The 17,789-nt window shown below is 64.1% G+C and carries 17 protein-coding genes and 1 pseudogene; 16 read left to right on the forward strand and 2 right to left on the reverse strand.

Annotated features, from left to right (window positions below; all coding sequences use genetic code 11):
- Nucleotides 1-2: 2 nt before the first annotated feature.
- The 11 genes from aroA (at nt 3) to cysM (ending at nt 11,266) form a co-directional block, all read left to right on the forward strand.
- The gene (aroA, locus tag VGL01_RS14720) at nt 3-1,316 is read left to right on the forward strand and encodes a 3-phosphoshikimate 1-carboxyvinyltransferase (protein WP_331570528.1); all 1,314 of its coding nucleotides are present in this window, start codon (nt 3-5) and stop codon (nt 1,314-1,316) included.
- Nucleotides 1,317-1,319: 3 nt separating this feature from the next.
- Nucleotides 1,320-1,994: a (d)CMP kinase gene (cmk, locus tag VGL01_RS14725; protein ID WP_331570530.1), complete on the forward strand. Its 675-nt coding sequence runs from the start codon at nt 1,320-1,322 to the stop codon at nt 1,992-1,994.
- A 188-nt stretch (nt 1,995-2,182) separates the two neighbouring features.
- Nucleotides 2,183-3,895: a 30S ribosomal protein S1 gene (rpsA, locus tag VGL01_RS14730; RefSeq protein WP_331570532.1), complete on the forward strand. Its 1,713-nt coding sequence runs from the start codon at nt 2,183-2,185 to the stop codon at nt 3,893-3,895.
- A gap of 21 nt (nt 3,896-3,916) precedes the next feature.
- Nucleotides 3,917-4,249, forward strand: a complete 333-nt coding sequence (locus VGL01_RS14735) for an integration host factor subunit beta (RefSeq protein WP_173258764.1) — start codon at nt 3,917-3,919, stop codon at nt 4,247-4,249.
- Between the two features lie 291 nt (nt 4,250-4,540).
- Entirely contained in the window at nt 4,541-4,834 is a 294-nt protein-coding gene (locus tag VGL01_RS14740; RefSeq protein ID WP_331570534.1) for a LapA family protein, read from the forward strand.
- Nucleotides 4,835-4,891: 57 nt separating this feature from the next.
- Nucleotides 4,892-6,067: a lipopolysaccharide assembly protein LapB gene (gene lapB, locus VGL01_RS14745; RefSeq protein WP_331570536.1), complete on the forward strand. Its 1,176-nt coding sequence runs from the start codon at nt 4,892-4,894 to the stop codon at nt 6,065-6,067.
- Between the two features lie 135 nt (nt 6,068-6,202).
- Nucleotides 6,203-7,609 (forward strand): UDP-glucose/GDP-mannose dehydrogenase family protein, encoded by a 1,407-nt coding sequence (locus VGL01_RS14750; protein ID WP_331570538.1) that lies wholly within the window; start codon nt 6,203-6,205, stop codon nt 7,607-7,609.
- A gap of 1 nt (nt 7,610) precedes the next feature.
- Nucleotides 7,611-8,606: a D-glycero-beta-D-manno-heptose-7-phosphate kinase gene (rfaE1, locus tag VGL01_RS14755; protein WP_331570559.1), complete on the forward strand. Its 996-nt coding sequence runs from the start codon at nt 7,611-7,613 to the stop codon at nt 8,604-8,606.
- Between the two features lie 44 nt (nt 8,607-8,650).
- Nucleotides 8,651-9,643, forward strand: a complete 993-nt coding sequence (gene rfaD, locus VGL01_RS14760; protein WP_331570540.1) for an ADP-glyceromanno-heptose 6-epimerase — start codon at nt 8,651-8,653, stop codon at nt 9,641-9,643.
- Between the two features lie 78 nt (nt 9,644-9,721).
- Nucleotides 9,722-10,093, forward strand: coding sequence for a ComEA family DNA-binding protein (locus VGL01_RS14765; protein ID WP_331570542.1), 372 nt, complete (start codon nt 9,722-9,724; stop codon nt 10,091-10,093).
- A 270-nt stretch (nt 10,094-10,363) separates the two neighbouring features.
- Complete coding sequence (gene cysM / locus VGL01_RS14770) at nt 10,364-11,266, forward strand: cysteine synthase CysM (RefSeq protein WP_331570544.1); 903 nt, start codon at nt 10,364-10,366, stop codon at nt 11,264-11,266.
- A 48-nt stretch (nt 11,267-11,314) separates the two neighbouring features.
- On the opposite strand, the gene mltB is transcribed toward cysM, so the two are convergent.
- Nucleotides 11,315-12,496 (reverse strand): lytic murein transglycosylase B, encoded by a 1,182-nt coding sequence (gene mltB / locus VGL01_RS14775; protein WP_331570546.1) that lies wholly within the window; start codon nt 12,494-12,496, stop codon nt 11,315-11,317.
- A gap of 209 nt (nt 12,497-12,705) precedes the next feature.
- On the opposite strand from mltB, the gene VGL01_RS14780 reads away from it, so the two are divergent.
- Both VGL01_RS14780 and VGL01_RS14785 read left to right on the forward strand, forming a co-directional pair.
- The gene (locus VGL01_RS14780; protein WP_331570548.1) at nt 12,706-13,629 is read left to right on the forward strand and encodes a histone deacetylase family protein; all 924 of its coding nucleotides are present in this window, start codon (nt 12,706-12,708) and stop codon (nt 13,627-13,629) included.
- A 74-nt stretch (nt 13,630-13,703) separates the two neighbouring features.
- Entirely contained in the window at nt 13,704-14,540 is an 837-nt protein-coding gene (locus VGL01_RS14785) for an enoyl-CoA hydratase (RefSeq protein WP_331570550.1), read from the forward strand.
- A 46-nt stretch (nt 14,541-14,586) separates the two neighbouring features.
- On the opposite strand, the gene VGL01_RS14790 is transcribed toward VGL01_RS14785, so the two are convergent.
- A complete protein-coding gene (locus VGL01_RS14790; protein WP_331570551.1) occupies nt 14,587-15,501 on the reverse strand; it encodes a lysophospholipase in 915 nt (304 codons plus the stop codon).
- Nucleotides 15,502-15,740: 239 nt separating this feature from the next.
- Between VGL01_RS14790 and VGL01_RS14795 the strand changes: the two genes are divergently transcribed.
- The 3 genes and pseudogenes from VGL01_RS14795 to VGL01_RS14805 all read left to right on the forward strand — a co-directional run.
- Entirely contained in the window at nt 15,741-16,772 is a 1,032-nt protein-coding gene (locus VGL01_RS14795) for a methionine ABC transporter ATP-binding protein (protein WP_331570553.1), read from the forward strand.
- Nucleotides 16,765-17,418 (forward strand): methionine ABC transporter permease, encoded by a 654-nt coding sequence (locus VGL01_RS14800; RefSeq protein WP_331570555.1) that lies wholly within the window; start codon nt 16,765-16,767, stop codon nt 17,416-17,418. Before VGL01_RS14795 ends, VGL01_RS14800 begins: the two co-directional genes overlap by 8 nt.
- A gap of 215 nt (nt 17,419-17,633) precedes the next feature.
- A pseudogene (locus VGL01_RS14805) lies at nt 17,634-17,789 on the forward strand (electron transfer flavoprotein subunit beta/FixA family protein); the annotation flags it as partial.

Below are 17,789 nucleotides of genomic sequence, written 5' to 3' on the forward strand. Positions count from 1 at the left end.
CTATGGACTATCTCGATCTTGGACCGTACCCGCATGCGCGGGGCACGGTTCGTTTGCCCGGCTCGAAAAGCATCTCGAACCGCGTGCTGCTCTTGGCCGCGCTCGCCGAAGGCGAGACGACGATCTCGAATCTGCTCGACTCCGACGACACGCGCGTGATGCTCGACGCGCTCGCGAAGCTCGGCGTGAAGTACACCCGTGACGGCGATCGGTGCGTGGTGCAGGGCACACGCGGCGCGTTCACGGCGAAAACGGCCGATCTTTTTCTCGGTAATGCCGGCACGGCCGTGCGTCCGCTCACGGCGGCGCTGGCCGTCAACGGCGGCGATTATCGCGTGCACGGCGTGCCGCGCATGCACGAGCGGCCGATCGGCGATCTCGTGGATGGGCTGCGGCAAATCGGTGCGCGTATCGATTACGAGGCGAACGAGGGCTATCCGCCGCTGCGGATTCGTCCCGCGGCGCTCAGCGTCGAAGCGCCGATCACCGTGCGCGGCGACGTGTCGAGCCAGTTTCTGACCGCGCTTTTGATGGCGCTGCCGCTCGTGCGCACGAAAAGCGGCACGACGATCGTCGAAGTCGACGGCGAGCTGATCTCGAAACCCTATATCGAGATCACGATACGACTCATGGCGCGCTTCGGTGTGACCGTCGAGCGCGAAGACTGGCGGCGGTTCACGGTGCCGTCGGGGGTTCGCTATCAGTCGCCCGGCTCGATCGCCGTCGAAGGCGACGCATCGTCCGCCTCGTACTTCCTGGCGGCGGGTGCGCTCGGCGGCGGGCCGGTGCGTGTCGTGGGCGTGGGCAGCGCCAGCATTCAGGGCGATGTGGCTTTCGCCCAGGCACTCGCGCGCATGGGCGCCAACGTGGCGATGGGCGAGGACTGGATCGAGGTGCGGGGGATTGGCCATGACCACGGCCGTCTCGAAGCAATCGAAATGGACTGCAATCTCATTCCCGATGCCGCGATGACGCTCGCCATTGCGGCGCTCGCGGCCGACGGGACGACGCGGCTCACCAACATCGGGAGCTGGCGTGTGAAGGAAACGGACCGCATCGCGGCCATGGCGACGGAATTGCGCAAGCTCGGCGCGAATGTGCAAGAAGGGCCGGACTGGTTGGCCGTCACACCGCCCGCGTCAGGGCGCCTCGTGCCGAATGCGGCGATCGACACCTATGACGATCACCGCATGGCGATGTGCTTTTCGCTCGTGAGCCTGATCGGTGCGCCGGTGCGCATCAATGACCCCAAATGCGTCGCCAAGACGTTCCCCGATTACTTCGACCGCTTCAAGACGCTGGTCGCCCCCGATTGATCGATGAAACCGACCCGTCCCTTTCACCAGACTCCCGTCATTGCCATCGACGGGCCGACCGCCTCGGGCAAGGGCACAGTGGCCGCGCTCGTCGCGGCGAAGCTCGGGTTTCACTTGCTCGACAGCGGCGCGCTCTATCGGCTCGCGGCATTGGCGAGCCTGCGCTACCAGGTGCCCACGGATGCCGCCGAGGCGCTCGCCGACCTCGTCGACGGCCTGCATATCACGTTCCGGGAGGGCTGCGCGCAGCTCGACGGTATCGACGTGTCCAACGAAATCCGCGCCGAGGAAGTCGGCAATCGGGCGTCGGCCATCGCGGTGCACCAGCCCGTGCGCGCGGCGCTGGTCGCCCGCCAGCGCGCGTTTCGCAGGGAGCCCGGGCTCGTGGCCGATGGCCGCGATATGGGGACGGTGATCTTCCCGGATGCGGGATTGAAGGTGTTCCTGACCGCGAGCGTGGAGGCACGCGCGGCGCGCCGGTATAAGCAATTGATCCAAAAAGGGTTTTCTGCTAATATGGATGACTTGCTCCGGGATTTGCGCGAGCGCGATGCGCGCGATACGAATCGCACGGTCGCGCCGCTCGCTCCCGCGGCGGATGCGAAGCTGCTCGATACTTCGGCGCTCACGGTCGACCAGGCGGTCGAACAAGTGGTGCAATGGTACCGGGCGCTGTAGTACCGAGTAGGTGCTTTAGTAGTCTCGAGTTGTCGTCAGGTGTTTGGCGGGGCCGCTTCGGCGGTGTCGCGAAACGTTGTATCAACCCTTAACCCCGTATGGCGTACGCCGTGCCGCGGCGCGCCGGTCCCAGGCAAACGGAACGTGGACCGCGTGAGGCAGAGCGAAGCCATGCTTTTACGATTTTTATGTCCGACCTGCAAACCTCCAACCCGATTACCGAATCCTTTGCGGCTCTGTTCGAAGAGTCGCTGACCAAGCAAGACATGCGCGCCGGCGAAGTGATCTCCGCCGAAGTCGTGCGTGTCGACCACAACTTCGTGGTCGTCAACGCGGGTCTCAAGTCCGAAGCCTACATTCCGCTCGAAGAATTCCTGAACGACGCGGGCGAGGTAGAAGTGCAGGCGGGCGACTTCGTTTCGGTCGCGATCGACGCGCTCGAAAACGGATATGGCGACACGATCCTGTCGCGCGACAAGGCGAAGCGCCTCGCTTCGTGGCTGTCGCTGGAAAAGGCGCTCGACAACAACGAGCTCGTGACCGGCACGATCACCGGCAAGGTCAAGGGCGGCATGACCGTCATGGTCAACGGCATCCGCGCGTTCCTGCCCGGTTCGCTCGTCGACACGCGCCCTGTCAAGGATACGACTCCTTACGAAGGCAAGACGCTCGAATTCCGCGTCATCAAGCTCGATCGCAAGCGTAACAACGTGGTGCTGTCGCGCCGCGCGGTGATCGAAGCGACGCAGGGCGAAGAGCGCGCGAAGCTGCTCGAGACGCTCAAGGAAGGCGCTATCGTCAACGGCGTCGTCAAGAACATCACCGATTACGGCGCGTTCGTCGACTTGGGCGGCATCGACGGTCTGCTGCACATCACCGATATCGCGTGGCGCCGCGTGCGTCACCCGAGCGAAGTGTTGTCGGTCGGCCAGGAAGTCACGGCGAAGATCCTCAAGTTCGACCAGGAAAAGAACCGCGTTTCGCTCGGCATCAAGCAACTGGGCGACGATCCGTGGGAAGGCATCTCGCGCCGTTACCCGTCGGGCACGCGTCTGTTCGGCAAGGTCACGAACATCACCGACTACGGCGCGTTCGTCGAAGTGGAGTCGGGCATCGAAGGCCTCGTCCACGTGTCGGAAATGGACTGGACGAACAAGAACGTCGCACCGTCGAAGGTCGTCCAGCTCGGCGACGAAGTCGAAGTCATGGTGCTCGAGATCGACGAAGACCGTCGTCGTATCAGCCTCGGCATGAAGCAGTGCAAGCCGAATCCGTGGGACGACTTCAGCCGCAACTTCAAGAAGGGCGACAAGATCAGCGGTGCGATCAAGTCGATTACCGATTTCGGCGTCTTCATCGGTCTGCCGGGCGGTATCGACGGGCTCGTGCATCTGTCCGACCTCTCGTGGAGCGAAACCGGCGAAGAGGCGGTCCGCAAGTACAAGAAGGGCGACGAAGTCGAAGCTGTCGTGCTCGGTATCGACGTCGAGAAAGAGCGCATTTCGCTCGGCATCAAGCAGCTCGAAGGCGATCCGTTCAGCAACTTCGTGGCGATGAACGACAAGGGTTCGATCGTCGACGGCACGGTGAAGGCCGTGGACGCCAAGGGTGCCGTGGTGGCGCTTTCGACCGAAGTCGAAGGCTATCTGCGCGCGTCCGAAATCGCACAAGACCGCGTGGAAGATGCGCGCAATGTGCTGAAGGAAGGCGACAAGGTCAACGCGATGATCATCAACATCGATCGCAAGTCGCGTGGTATCAACCTGTCGATCAAGGCGAAGGACTCGGCCGAGCAGCAAGAAGCGATGCGCGGACTGGCAGCCGATTCGGGTTCCGCGGCTTCGGGCACGACGAACCTTGGCGCGTTGCTGAAAGCCAAGCTCGACGGTCAGAACCAGTAAGCCTGAGAGGTTTGCCGCAGCATGACCAAATCGGAATTGGTCGCCCAGTTGGCAGCGCGATTTCCGCAACTTGTTCTCAAGGATGCGGATTTCGCGGTGAAGACGATGCTCGATGCGATGTCGGAGGCGTTGGCCAAGGGCCATCGCATCGAAATTCGGGGCTTCGGCAGCTTTGGCCTGAATCGGCGCCCGTCTCGCGTGGGACGCAATCCGAAATCGGGGGAGAAGGTGCTCGTGCCCGAAAAGCACGTGCCGCATTTCAAGCCCGGCAAGGAACTGCGTGAACGGGTGGACCGTCGTGCGGGCGAGCCGCTGAAAGCGGTCGAGGCCGACGACGCCGACGATACGCTTTGACAGGTGCGACAAGCACGGCCAAGGAAAGATGAAAAGCGCCTTCGGGCGCTTTTTCTTTTGAGGCTGGCGTTTGCTAGCGATGCGGCCTTTCGCGCCTGGGCTCGTCCCACGAGCGCCGGTCGTGGTGCGAGGCTCGTATGCCATGGCGGAGCGCGATCCTTTTCCGATAACCCGCCGCGACGGCTGGCCGAAGCTTTCCTTTACAATACGGGGCGTTTCTCCGCCCGACAACGCGCCACCGCCGTTATCGTGCGCGTGTCAGGCACGTGGTGTTCCCTCGAGAGAGCCTTTATGAAATTGATCGTCTGGCTGGTTCGCGCGTTCGTCTTCGTGCTGTTGCTCGTACTCGCGCTCGCCAATACGCAAAACGCTACGCTGAATTTCCTGGCCGGCTACGCGTGGCAAGCACCTTTGATCTTGATCGGCTTGGCCTTTTTTGGCGTCGGGCTGCTGGCGGGGCTCGTATCGGCATTTCCCGGCCTGGTCCGTCTGAAACTGGAAAACGGCCGCCTCAAGCGCGACTTGCGCGTTGCGCGCGAAGCGCCGCCGGTGGCGAGCGAGCCGCCGTTGCCGCCGGTCGTCTGATGGCCGCATCGAGCCGATTGCCCTAACACGCACTTTCTTCGCATCGCCCGCCCTCGCATGGATCTCGATTTCTGGTGGCTGCTGACCATCCCCGTGGCGTTCGCGCTCGGCTGGGTGGCGGCGCGCTACGACTTGAAGACACTCCTCTCGGAGAGTGCCAATCTGCCGCGGTCGTATTTTCGCGGTCTCAATTTCCTGCTCAACGAGCAGCCCGATCAGGCCATCGATGCGTTCATCGAGGTGGTCAAGCTCGATCCCGAAACGATCGAGCTGCATTTCGCGCTCGGCAATCTGTTTCGCCGCCGCGGTGAGACCGATCGTGCGATCCGTATCCATCAGAACTTGCTGAGCCGCGTCGATTTGCCCGCGAACGAGCGAGACCACGCGCTTTTCGAACTCGGCCAGGATTTTCTCAAAGCGGGTCTGCTCGACCGCGCCGAAGAGACGCTCGCCCATCTGGAAAGCGGCGAGCACGCGCTCGGCGCGCAGCGTGCGCTGCTGACGATCTACGAGATCGAAAAGGAATGGACGAAGGCGATCAAGATCGCGGAGAAGCTGGAATCGATGGGCGCGAGCCCGCTCGGCAAGGAGATCGCGCAGTTCCACTGCGAGCTTGCGCAAGAAGCCCTTGCGCGCAACGAGCCGCGCGCGGCAGCCGACGAACTGGCGCTCGCGCTCAAGGCCAACCCCCAAAACGTGCGCGCGACGATCCTGGCGGGCGATGTGGCATGCGCGGCGGGACAGCATGAAGCGGCCATCGAAGCCTGGCGCCGCGTCGAAGAGCAGAATCCGGTCTATTTGCCGCTCGTTGCCGAAAAGCTGATGAAGGCCTACCAGGCGCTCTCGCGTGCCGAACAAGGCGCGGCGTTGCTGACGGAATACGTGGAGCGCTTCGGCTCGAGCGATCTGCTCGATGTCGTCTACCCGTACGTGGCCGAGCTGCGCGGGCCCGAGGCCGCGCATACGCTCGCGCGCGCGCAAATGCAGGCAGCGCCCAATCTAGCGGGCATGATGCGCCTGATCGAAGCGCAGATGACGACGGCCGAGGAGCCGCGGCGCAGCGAGCTCGCGTTGATCCGGACGCTCGTCAAGCAACGCACCAAGAATCTGCCGCGATATACATGCCAAAATTGCGGCTTCCGCGCGCGCCTTTTTTACTGGCAGTGTCCGGGGTGCAGCGGCTGGGAAACTTATGCGCCGCGCCGCGTCGAGCCGATCGCCACACCGCAGTGATGCGGGCAGCGAAGCAGGCCACGACGCTTTAGCGAGGCGCGGCAGCGTCTGCAGTCGAAAGAGCCTCATGCAATTCGGGCGCGTGCGCCCGCGCCGGCGCGCGTTCGAGCGCCGGCATCAACCAGCGGAACAGGTATGAAGATCACCATCATCGGCACCGGGTATGTCGGCCTCGTCACCGGGGCTTGCCTGGCGGAAATCGGCAACGACGTTTTTTGTCTCGATGTCGACCCGCGCAAGATCGACATCCTCAATAACGGCGGCGTGCCGATCCACGAGCCGGGGCTGAAGGAAATCATCGCGCGCACGCGTGCACACGGGCGCATCACGTTTTCGACCGATGTCAAAGCCAGTGTGGAGCACGGCGAGATCCAGTTCATCGCGGTCGGCACCCCTCCGGACGAGGACGGCTCGGCCGATCTGCAGTACGTCCTCGAGGCGGCACGCAACATTGGCCGCTACATGAACGGCTTCAAGGTCATCGTCGACAAATCGACGGTGCCCGTGGGCACCGCGGAACGCGTGCGCGCTGTCGTGGAAGCTGAGTTGGCGGCGCGCGGTCTCGCAGATCGCGCGGCCCGCAGTTTTTCGGTCGTATCGAACCCGGAGTTTTTGAAAGAGGGCGCCGCCGTCGACGATTTCATGCGGCCCGATCGCATCGTGCTCGGCAGCGACGACGACGAAGCCGGGCGTCTGGCGCGCGAAAAGATGAAGCGCCTCTATGCGCCGTTCAACCGGAATCACGAGCGCACGCTCTATATGGACGTCCGTTCGGCCGAGTTCACGAAGTACGCGGCCAACGCCATGCTCGCGACGCGCATCTCATTCATGAACGAAATGTCCAATCTGGCCGATCGTGTCGGCGCGGATATCGAAGCGGTGCGCCGCGGGATCGGCTCCGATCCGCGCATCGGCTATCACTTCCTCTACGCGGGCGTCGGTTACGGCGGCTCGTGTTTTCCGAAGGATGTTCAGGCGCTCGTGCGCACGGCCAATGACAGCGGTCAGCAACTGCGCATCCTCGAAGCCGTCGAGGCGGTCAATCACGATCAGAAGGAAGTGCTCGTGCGCAAGATCGAGCAAGTGCTGGGCGCCGATCTCACGGGACGCACCTTCGCGGTCTGGGGGCTTTCGTTCAAGCCGAACACCGACGACATGCGCGAAGCGCCGAGCCGGCGCGTCATTGCGGCTTTGCTGGCGCGCGGTGCGTGCGTGCAGGCCTATGATCCGGTCGCACTCGACGAGGCGCGCCGCGTATTCGCGCTCGATCTCGCCAATCGCGGCGACGAGCATGCCCGGCTGGCGTTCGAGGCTTCGCAGGAGGAAACGTTGTCCGGGGCCGATGCGCTCATCGTGCTGACCGAATGGAAGGAATTCAAGAGTCCCGATTTCATGCACATGAAGTCGGTGCTGAAGTCGCCCGTGATCTTCGATGGGCGCAACCTTTATGAACCGCAAGCGATGGCCGAGCTCGGCATCGATTACTACGCAATCGGGCGTCCCTATGTCCCACTCCAGTCCGCAACCGATCCGCACGCCTGAGATGAGCGAGAGCGGGGCTCGTCCCGTCGCCGCACCCACGCAAGCGTTGCCGCCCTTGCCTGTCATTGCGCGCGAGCGGCTCGCGAGCGCACGCGTACTCGTAGTCGGCGATGTCATGCTCGATCGCTACTGGTTCGGCGACGTCAACCGCATCTCGCCCGAGGCCCCTGTGCCGGTCGTGCATGTCCAGCGCCAGGAGGACCGGCTTGGCGGCGCCGCCAACGTTGCGCGCAACGCCGCGGCGCTCGGGGCGTGCACTGGCCTGCTCTGCGTGGTCGGCCACGACGAGCCCGGCGAGCGCATCGTCGAGTTGTTGAACGACAGCGGCGTCGTACCGCATCTCGAACGCGACCCGGAACTCCCGACGACGATCAAGCTGCGTGTACTCTCGCGCCAGCAGCAACTGCTGCGCATGGACTTCGAGAAGATGCCGGCGCACGAGGCGCTGCTCGCCGGGCTCGCGCGCTTCGATACGTTGCTCGCGTCGCACGATGTCGTGCTCCTTTCGGACTACGCGAAGGGCGGGCTCACGCATGTGACGCAAATGATCGCCAAGGCGCGAGCGGCCGGCAAAGCCGTGCTCGTCGATCCGAAGGGGGACGACTGGGAGCGCTACCGCGGTGCCACGGTCATCACGCCGAACCGGGCCGAGCTGCGCGAGGTGGTCGGCCGATGGAAATCGGAGGAGGACCTCGTTGCGCGCGTCACGGAGCTGCGCACATCGCTCGAGCTCGAGGCGCTGTTGCTGACGCGTTCGGAAGAGGGCATGACGCTCTTTACGGCGAATGGCGAGCTCAATGCACCGGCTGTCGCACGCGAGGTCTACGATGTGTCGGGTGCGGGCGACACCGTCATCGCGACGCTTGCCGCAATGCTCGGCGCGCGTGTGCCGCTCGTCGATGCGGTCGCGCTGGCCAATCGCGCGGCGGGTATCGTCGTTGGCAAGCTCGGTACGGCGACCGTGGACTATGACGAACTTTTTGCGCCCGCACACTGAGGCGGGCCGCTTTCCGACACATCCCTTTCATTGCGAAACCGATCATGACTCTCATCGTCACCGGCGCCGCCGGCTTCATCGGCAGTAACCTCGTCAAGGCGCTCAACGCGCGCGGCGAGACGCGCATCGTTGCAGTCGACAATCTGAAGCGCGCCGACAAGTTCAAGAATCTCGTCGATTGCGAGATCGACGACTATCTCGACAAGACCGAATTCGTCGAACGCTTCACGCGCGGCGATTTCGGCAAGGTGCGTGCCGTTTTCCACGAAGGAGCCTGCTCCGATACGATGGAAACCGACGGCCGCTACATGATGGACAACAACTTTCGATACAGCCGGGCGGTGCTCGACGCTTGTCTCGCGCAAAGCGCGCAGTTTCTGTACGCGTCGTCGGCGGCCATCTACGGCGGCTCGACACGCTTTGTCGAAGACCGTGCCGTCGAAGCCCCGCTCAACGTCTACGGCTACTCGAAGTTCCTGTTCGATCAGTTGGTCCGCCGCGTGCTGCCGGCCGCAACGAGCCAGATTGCGGGCTTTCGCTACTTCAATGTCTACGGTCCGCGCGAATCTCACAAGGGACGCATGGCGTCAGTGGCGTTTCACAACTTCAATCAGTTCCGCGCCGAGGGCAAGGTGAAGCTGTTCGGCGAGTACAACGGCTACGCCGCCGGGGAGCAGACACGCGATTTCGTCTCCGTGGAGGACGTCGCGAAGGTCAACCTCTTTTTCTTCGACCATCCGGAAAAATCGGGCATCTTCAATCTCGGCACGGGCCGCGCGCAACCGTTCAACGACATCGCGTCGAGCGTCGTCAACACGCTGCGCGCCCTCGATGGTCAGGCGCCGCTTTCGCTCGCCGAAATGGTCCAGAGCGGGCTCATCGAATACGTACCGTTTCCCGACGCCCTGCGCGGCAAATATCAGTGCTTCACGCAGGCGGACCCGACGCGCTTGCGCGCGGCCGGCTACGACGCGCCCTTTCTGACGGTGCAAGAAGGCGTCGACAGATACGTGCGTTGGCTATCCGGCCAGCTGTAAGACGAGGGCGCATCTCCCTAGACTGGGGTCTTCGGGTCGGCTTCCTCTCATGCCGGCCGCTCGATCAACGGAGGTCCCATGTATCAACGATTCCTTGCCGCATGCCTTCTGGCCGCTGCATGCGGCCAGCTCAGCGCGGCCGTCGACGTCAACGCCGCTGACGAAGCGGCCCTGCGCAGCGTCAAAGGCATTGGTCCCGCGAAGGCGCGTGCCATTCTGGACGAACGCGCACGCAATGGGCCGTTCGAAGACGCGTCGGATCTGGCCGCTCGCGTCAAGGGATTCGGCGGCCGAACGCTCGAGCGGCTGCAAGCCGAAGGACTTTCAGTGGGGCGGCCGCTATCCGTCCCATCGTCGCCCCCGCCGTCCATCCCTCTCTCCGGCGGTGTTCCGAGCCGTGCAACGAGTGCGTCGGCGCGTCGCGCCGCGGTGGCCGTAACGCATCGATGACTCATCGTTGACGCTTCGACCTGCGCACCGCACGCGTGCGCTTGTCGATGCGTCTTCTCGCAGCTCTCCTTCACCGTCATGCGGTTCGACGGCTTCCCGCGGCTTGCCGCGGGTTTTTTGCGTTCCCGGCTGGGGCGCGTGGCATCGGGCCCGCGACCTTACTGCCGACCGAGCCGCTCCGGCACGCCGTGGCGCGCTGCTTTACAATCCATCCCAATACCTCGAATTCTCGATTGCTCATTACGTCATTGCGCTTTGCGCGTCTAACACATGCCTTACAAGACTATTGAAGATACGGTCGGCAACACGCCGCTCGTGCAACTCGTGCGCGTGCCGGACGACGAAATCCGCAGCCGCAACAATGTCGTGCTCGCCAAGCTCGAAGGCAACAATCCCGCGGGCTCGGTAAAGGACCGTCCGGCGGTATCGATGATCAAGCACGCGGAGGCGCGTGGGCGCATCAGACCCGGGGACACGCTCATCGAGTCGACCAGCGGCAATACCGGCATCGCGCTGGCCATGGCCGCCGCGATCCGCGGCTATAAGATGGTGCTCGTCATGCCCGAGGATCTGTCTGCCGAGCGGCGCCAGAGCATGGCGGCGTACGGTGCCGAGATCGTGCTCACGCCGGTCAAGGGCGGAATGGAGTACGCGCGGGACCTGGCGGAGCAGATGCAGCGCGAGGGCAAGGGCGTCATCCTCGATCAGTTCGCGAACCCCGACAACCCGCTCGCGCATTATGAGAGCACGGGCCCCGAGCTTTGGCGCGAAACGGAAGGGCGCATCACGCACTTCGTTTCGTCCATGGGAACGACCGGTACGATCATGGGCGTCTCGCGCTACCTGAAGGAGCAAAACGACGCCATCGAGGTCATCGGCGCGCAGCCCGAGGAAGGCTCGCGCATTCCGGGCATCCGCAAATGGCCCGAGGCTTATTTGCCGAAGATTTTCGATCGTAGCCGGATCGATCGCACCGAGAACGTTTCGCAGGCGGCAGCCGAAGCCATGGCGCGCCGACTGGCTGCCGTCGAAGGTATCTTCGGCGGCATTTCGTCCGGCGGTGCGTGCGAGGTGGCATTGCGCGTTGCGCGACAAGTCGAGAATGCAACGATCGTGTTCATCGTTTGCGACCGCGGCGACCGTTATCTGTCCACCGGCGTTTTTCCGGCCTGACGCCGGCCTTCCACCGAGCTTCGGTTCCGGTCAGCGCCAGCCGGCCGCTCAACTGGAGGCCGCGGCCGCGGCGTCGGCCTGCATGCGCGCTTTCACGCGCTGCCCGAGTTCATAAACGGCCAGCGCATAAAAGAAGCTGCGGTTGTAGCGCGTGAGCACATAGAAGTTCTGCAGGCCGAGCATGTATTCGGTGGGTTGGCCCGGGGTCGGCAGATCGATGACCAGCACCGGCGTGGCTGCCTCGACGTTCGTATCGAGGCCCGGTTCGTCGAGCGACATTCCGGCGCGCAGCATCTGGGCGAGTGGCCAGTGCGGCTCGGGCTTGCCATCGGCGGCTGCCTGCGCGATCCCGATGCTGCCGGCATCGTGCGCGATTTGCCATACGACGGGGCGCCCGGTATTCCAGCCGTTTTCGCTCAGATAGTTGGCGACGCTGCCGATCGCATCGGCCGTGCTCGAGCGCAAATCGATGCGATTGTTGCCTTCGTAGTCGACTGCGTATTTGACGATGCTGCTCGGCAGGAACTGCGGAATGCCGATGGCGCCTGTGTACGAGCCTCGCACACTGCTCGGATCGAGCTGCGCGTTGCGCGTCCAGACCAGATAGTCTTCGAGGTTCTTGCGAAACGTCATTTCGCGTTCGGCGCGGTTCGGCGTGTTCGGGTAGTCGAATGCGAGCGTGGTCAGCGCGTCGATCACGCGGAAGTTGCCCATGTACTTCCCATAGATCGTCTCCACGCCAATGATGCCGACGACGATCTCGGGCGGCACGCCATACTGCTCGTAAGCGCGCTGCAGCGTTGCCTGATTGTCGTGCCAGAACTTGACGCCTGCGTTGATGCGGACTGGATCGAGAAAGCGCGATTCGTACGCATGCCAATTCTTGAGCGCGGGCGTGGGCGACGGCGTGACGAGTTTCACGACGGTGGCCGAGTAGGCCGCGCTCGCAAAAAGCGCGTGCAGCGCCGCGGCGTCGAAATCGTAGCGCGCGACCATGTCGTCGATGAACGCGTCCACATCCGCATTGTGCGCATACCGCTGCGGAACGATCTCTTCTTCGAATGTCTGGCTCTGTGAGGCGGGTTGCGGCTCGGCTTGTGCGACCCTGACCGAACGGTGGGCGGGGCGCGTCTGCGCGAGCGCCGCGTTGCCATGGGCGGCAGCGAAAGCGATGGTGGCGGCGAGGGCGGCAAAACGCTGGGCTGTGCGCGAGGCGAGGATGACGGTCATATTGGATGGGATGGGAACGGCGGGCGGTGCGTGAACGTTTCGGGGCTCGGCGCAGTATAGCGAACGGGCGGCTCGCGCGAAACCGTAGCGGGCCCGTAGCGGGTCCGCGTCGTGCGCGGGAGGAGCGCTCCGGGTCTCGGCGTTGGCGCACATCGGCCTGTGGTAACGTAGCTGCTTGGAGACATGCTTGCGCGGCAGGCGGATACATCATGGCAACCGCTTTCTATTCACATCCCGAATGTCTGCTTCATGAGATGGGGCCCGGGCATCCCGAATGTCCTGAACGCCTGCATGCGATCGAAGACCAACTGATCGCAAGCCGTATCGCCCCGCATGTCCAGCGCGAGACGGCGCCGCGCGCCGATTTCGAGCAGATTGCGCGCGTGCATACGCGCTCGCATATCGAATACATCGAGAACCGGTCGCCGGCCGAAGGCTACGCCTGGATCGATCCCGATACCGCGATGAACGCCCATACCTGGGAGGCGGCGCTGCGCGCCGCGGGAGCAGCGGTGGCAGCGACCGACGCCGTCATCGAAGGCCGCTACGAGAACGCGTTTTGCGGGGTCAGGCCACCGGGCCATCACGCCGAGCCGGGGCGTGCGATGGGTTTTTGCTTTTTCAACAATGTCGCGATCGCGGCGCGCCACGCACTCGAGGCGCACGGGCTCGAGCGCGTGGCCATCGTCGACTTCGACGTGCATCACGGCAATGGCACCGAAGCGGCATTCGCGGGCGACGAGCGCGTGCTCATGTGCAGTTTTTTTCAGCATCCGTTCTACCCGTACAGCGGTGCGGACACCGTTGCCGCGAACATGGTCAATCTGCCGATGCCGGCCCGCACGAAGGGCGAGGCGGTACGAGAAGCCATCGAGCTTGCCTGGGTGCCGCGCCTCACGGCCTTCGAGCCCGAGATGATCTTCATCTCCGCCGGTTTCGACGCACATCGCGAGGATGATCTCGGCAACATGGGGCTCGTCGAGGACGACTACGTCTGGATAACCGATCGGATCCGCGGCATTGCGGCGCGCTATGCGCGCGGGCGCATCGTGAGCTGCCTCGAAGGCGGCTACAACCTGTCGGCGCTCGGTCGCAGCGTGGCCGCCCACGTGCGCGCGCTGGCCGGTATTTGACGCATCGAACGGCGGTGCGCGGGCGGCCCGGCATCGCCGGCTGTCCGCATGATGGAACCATGGAGGTGACGGTCATGAACTCCGATTCATCGTCGACACATCCGGCCGAGAGTTCGGCCGGCACGGAACCGACGGGCGTGCTGCTCATCGAGCATGGGGCGTATGGACTTCCGGGCGTCGTCCGCTTGACGCTGAACCGTCCCGATGCGTTCAACGCGCTCTCGGAGCAACTGATTGCCGAGCTGCATGCCGCCTTGGGCACGATCGCGAAAAGCGATGCACGAGTCGTCGTCCTTGCAGCCGCGGGCCGCGCGTTTTGCGCGGGCCACGATCTGAAGGAAATGCGCGCGGCGCCGTCGCTGGCCCACTATCAGGCGCTCTTCGGCCGTTGCTCGGCGTTGATGATGACGATTCAGCGGATGCCGCAACCCGTCATCGCACGCGTTCAAGGAATGGCGACGGCCGCGGGCTGTCAGCTCGTTGCAATGTGCGATCTCGCGGTGGCGGCCGACACGGCGCGCTTTGCCGTTTCCGGCATCAACGTGGGCCTCTTTTGCGCGACACCGGCCGTACCGTTGTCGCGCAATCTCTCGCGCAAAGCCGCATTCGAGATGCTGATGACGGGCGAATTCATCGATGCGGCCAAGGCGCGCGACGAGGGGCTCATCAACCGGATGGTGCCGCTCGATGCGCTCGACGCCGAAGTGATTTCGCTCGCGTCCGGGATTTGCGCCAAGCCCGCAGCCGCGGTGAGCGCGGGTAAAGCGCTTTTTTACCGGCAGCTCGAAACCGGCATCGAAGCCGCATATCAGCTCGCGGGGCAGACCATGGCCTGTAACGCGATGGAAGATGCGACGCTCGAGGGAATGCAGGCGTTCGTGGAAAAGCGCAAGCCGAACTGGAGCGCGTAAGCGAACGGGGTATCGCGATCGGGCGTCGGCGCGATGCGCCGGGCGATTATCCTGAGTGCGCCCGGATCCACTCGATCAACGCATCGATCACGCGCGTGCGGTCGAGATCGTTCATGGTCTCGTGATAGCTGCCTTCAAAGATGGTCAGCGTGCAATCGGCCGAGCCCACCTCGTGCGCGAACTCGCGGCTTCCTTCCGGTTCGGTCAGCTTGTCGTCGCTGCCATGAAAGATGAGTACGGGAAGGTCGAGCGCTGCGCGGGCGCGTTCGATACGCTTCATGGCAACGAGGAGTTCGGCGCCGGTACGCGCGGGTATCGGACCGTGGTGCACGAGGGGATCGTTGCGATTCGCCTCGACGACGGCCGAATCGCGCGCGAGTAGCGCGGGATCGATTTTCATGGCCGGGAAACGCGGCCAGACGCGGCTCACGAGTTGGCTCGCCGCGATCATCCAGCGCGGCACGTCGCGGCCGGCAGCGAGTGCGGGGCTCGACAGAATCAGTCCGGCGGGCCGTTGCCCGTGTGCCGCGCCATGCGTGAGTCGCTCGGCTGCGTAAAGCGCCGCAATCGTCCCACCCATACTGTGTCCCATCAGAAAGAACGGAATGGGCGGGCGGGCCGCCGCCTCGAGCAACGCTTCGAAGTCGCGCAAATATTCGTCGATGGATCCGGTCCATACGCGCGGACCGGGCGAATGGCCATGTCCGCGCAAATCGACGGCAACGAGCTCGATCCCTGCTTCGCCAAGCCGTGCGGCAAGCGGCGCGTAGCGCCCCGCATGCTCGGCCAGCCCGTGCGCGAGTGCCACCGTTGCCTTGGGCGGGAAACGAGCCTCCCCTGGGCACCAACGGTATAGCGCAAGCTCGATCCCGTCGGCGGTGCGTACCGTCGAACGCGCAGGGCCCGTATCTGAGCCGGCGGCGTCGGGCGCGAGATCGGACGGTGCGTCGAAAGTGGCCATGATGGGTTTGCCCGCTGACGGAATGCGAGCGCCATGTTAATCCTCGCGCGCCGAGGACGGGCCCCCGAAAGGAGACCGACAGCTCTAATTCCTTTGAGTTATTAGATCTTGAGAATTAATTATGAAACCTTATTTGTGCGGCGCGATAAAATAGCGGGTCCGGATGTCCCGCCAACCATGGCTGGGCGCTCGTCGCCCTGCGCAAAACGCCGCGCGACCCCCGCCGTCTTCTTCTTTCCATGATCGAACTACGCAACGTTTCACAGCGCTTTGCCGGCCCGGGCGGCTCGGTCGAGGCGCTCAAAGGGATCGACTTGACGATTCCGCCCGGCGAAATTTTCGGCATCATCGGCCGAAGCGGCGCCGGCAAGAGCACCCTCGTGCGCACCATCAATTTGCTCGCACGGCCAAGCGAGGGGGAAGTCGTCGTGGCGGGCCGCGCATTGACGGGACTGCCCCCAGCGCAGCTGCGCGAGGCGCGCCGCGAGATCGGCATGATCTTCCAGCATTTCAATCTGCTCAGTTCGCGCACGGTATACGAAAACGTCGCGCTGCCGCTCGAGCTCGCGGGCATGAAGCGTCACGCCATCGACGCCGTCGTCTCTCCGCTGCTCGAACTGGTCGGCCTCTCCGCGCAACGGCAGCGTTATCCGGCGCAGATCAGCGGCGGACAAAAGCAACGGGTCGGCATTGCGCGCGCCCTCGCGAGCAAGCCAAAGGTGCTGCTTTCCGACGAGGCTACCTCGGCGCTCGATCCCGAGACCACGCGCTCGATCCTTCAGTTGCTCAAACGCATCAACCGCGAGCTCGGTTTGACGGTCGTGTTGATCACCCATCAGATGGAAGTCATCAAAGAGGTGTGCGATCGCGTCGCGGTGCTCGATGCGGGGCGCATCGTCGAAGCGGGGGCGGTCGTCGATGTCTTCCTGCAGCCGCGGCACGACGTCACGCGTGCGCTGCTCGGCGACGTCATCGCGCACGAGTTGCCGGCCGCGGTAAAAGCGCGTGTCGCAAAGCACCTCGAGACAGGCGCCGGCCAACTGTTGCGGCTTGCGTTCGCGGGAGGCAGCGTCGACAAGCCTGTCCTGTCCGAGGCAATCCGGCGCTATGCGCTCGACGTGAACATTCTGCACGGTCAGATCGACGAGATTCAGGGGCGGGCGTTCGGCTCGCTGGCGGTGCTGGCCGACGGCGAACCGGGCCAGCTCGGCGATGCGCTCGCTTACTTGCGCGCGCAAGGAGTCGTGGTGGAGGCGCTCGCGCATGTTTGATGAAATGCTACCGATGTTTCTCGCGTCGTTTTGGGAGACGCTGGTGATGGTCGGCATATCGGGCGTGCTCGGCGCGCTGGTCGGGCTGCCGCTCGGCATCGTGCTCTTTCTGACGGAGCCAGGCGGCGTGCTCGAAAACGCCGCGGCCAATCGCGCGATGGGGCTCACGGTCAATGCGGTGCGCTCGACGCCGTTCATCATCCTGCTCGTGGCGGTCATTCCGTTGACGAGATTAGTCGTCGGCACCTCGATCGGGACGGCGGCCGCGGTGGTCCCGCTCACGATTGCGGCGGCGCCCTTCATCGCGCGCCTCGTCGAAACCGCGCTGCGCGAGGTCGACCGCGGCCTGATCGAGACGGCCGAAGCGCTCGGCGCGACGACGCACCAGATCGTCTTCAAGGTGCTGTTGCCCGAGGCTTTGCCGGGCATCGTAGCCGGGCTGACGATTACGTTCGTTTCGCTGGTCGGCTACTCGGCGATGGCGGGCGCGATCGGCGGCGGCGGGCTCGGCGATCTGGGCATTCGCTATGGCTACCAGCGGTTCCTGCCCGAGGTCATGCTGGCCGTCGTGGCGGTGCTCGTCGTGTTCGTTCAGCTCGTGCAGTCATTGGGCGACTGGCTCGTGCGGCGTTTGAGCCATCGCTGAGAACATCGGTGCGGTTAGAGGCGTTGATCGAGAATTCGGCTTGGCGAGTCGGCCCAGCCTCATTAAAATAAAACGATCGTTCGTTATTTAGACGCACCATCGAGCGGAAGCCCGCTCGACATCCGGCGCCCGGCGCGGCGGCCCCTCGGGCTTGCTGTTTGGCTGTCGTTATAATGGCCGCTGGGTTGACGTATTCGTAACTTTGGAGCGTGTGCATGAAAATTCTGGTGCCGGTCAAGCGCGTGGTCGATTTCAACGTGAAGGTTCGCGTGAAGTCGGATGGCACGGGCGTCGATATTGCGAACGTGAAGATGTCGATGAACCCGTTCGACGAAATCGCGGTGGAAGAGGCGGTGCGGCTGAAGGAAGCG

This window comes from Trinickia sp. (genome assembly GCF_036503415.1).
Taxonomy (GTDB): Bacteria; Pseudomonadota; Gammaproteobacteria; order Burkholderiales; family Burkholderiaceae; genus Trinickia.

What these genes read in the sequence shown, in the direction of transcription:
- cysM (WP_331570544.1), top strand. Translation starts at nt 10,364, where the DNA reads ATGCCTTACAAGACTATTGAAGATACGGTCGGCAACACGCCGCTCGTG.
- VGL01_RS14750 (WP_331570538.1), top strand. Translation starts at nt 6,203, where the DNA reads ATGAAGATCACCATCATCGGCACCGGGTATGTCGGCCTCGTCACCGGG.
- rfaD (WP_331570540.1), top strand. Translation starts at nt 8,651, where the DNA reads ATGACTCTCATCGTCACCGGCGCCGCCGGCTTCATCGGCAGTAACCTC.
- rpsA (WP_331570532.1), top strand. Translation starts at nt 2,183, where the DNA reads ATGTCCGACCTGCAAACCTCCAACCCGATTACCGAATCCTTTGCGGCT.
- mltB (WP_331570546.1), bottom strand. Translation starts at nt 12,496, where the DNA reads ATGACCGTCATCCTCGCCTCGCGCACAGCCCAGCGTTTTGCCGCCCTC.
- cmk (WP_331570530.1), top strand. Translation starts at nt 1,320, where the DNA reads ATGAAACCGACCCGTCCCTTTCACCAGACTCCCGTCATTGCCATCGAC.
- VGL01_RS14790 (WP_331570551.1), bottom strand. Translation starts at nt 15,501, where the DNA reads ATGGCCACTTTCGACGCACCGTCCGATCTCGCGCCCGACGCCGCCGGC.
- rfaE1 (WP_331570559.1), top strand. Translation starts at nt 7,611, where the DNA reads ATGAGCGAGAGCGGGGCTCGTCCCGTCGCCGCACCCACGCAAGCGTTG.
- VGL01_RS14765 (WP_331570542.1), top strand. Translation starts at nt 9,722, where the DNA reads ATGTATCAACGATTCCTTGCCGCATGCCTTCTGGCCGCTGCATGCGGC.
- VGL01_RS14740 (WP_331570534.1), top strand. Translation starts at nt 4,541, where the DNA reads ATGAAATTGATCGTCTGGCTGGTTCGCGCGTTCGTCTTCGTGCTGTTG.
- aroA (WP_331570528.1), top strand. Translation starts at nt 3, where the DNA reads ATGGACTATCTCGATCTTGGACCGTACCCGCATGCGCGGGGCACGGTT.
- lapB (WP_331570536.1), top strand. Translation starts at nt 4,892, where the DNA reads ATGGATCTCGATTTCTGGTGGCTGCTGACCATCCCCGTGGCGTTCGCG.
- VGL01_RS14795 (WP_331570553.1), top strand. Translation starts at nt 15,741, where the DNA reads ATGATCGAACTACGCAACGTTTCACAGCGCTTTGCCGGCCCGGGCGGC.
- VGL01_RS14735 (WP_173258764.1), top strand. Translation starts at nt 3,917, where the DNA reads ATGACCAAATCGGAATTGGTCGCCCAGTTGGCAGCGCGATTTCCGCAA.
- VGL01_RS14780 (WP_331570548.1), top strand. Translation starts at nt 12,706, where the DNA reads ATGGCAACCGCTTTCTATTCACATCCCGAATGTCTGCTTCATGAGATG.
- VGL01_RS14800 (WP_331570555.1), top strand. Translation starts at nt 16,765, where the DNA reads ATGTTTGATGAAATGCTACCGATGTTTCTCGCGTCGTTTTGGGAGACG.
- VGL01_RS14785 (WP_331570550.1), top strand. Translation starts at nt 13,704, where the DNA reads ATGAACTCCGATTCATCGTCGACACATCCGGCCGAGAGTTCGGCCGGC.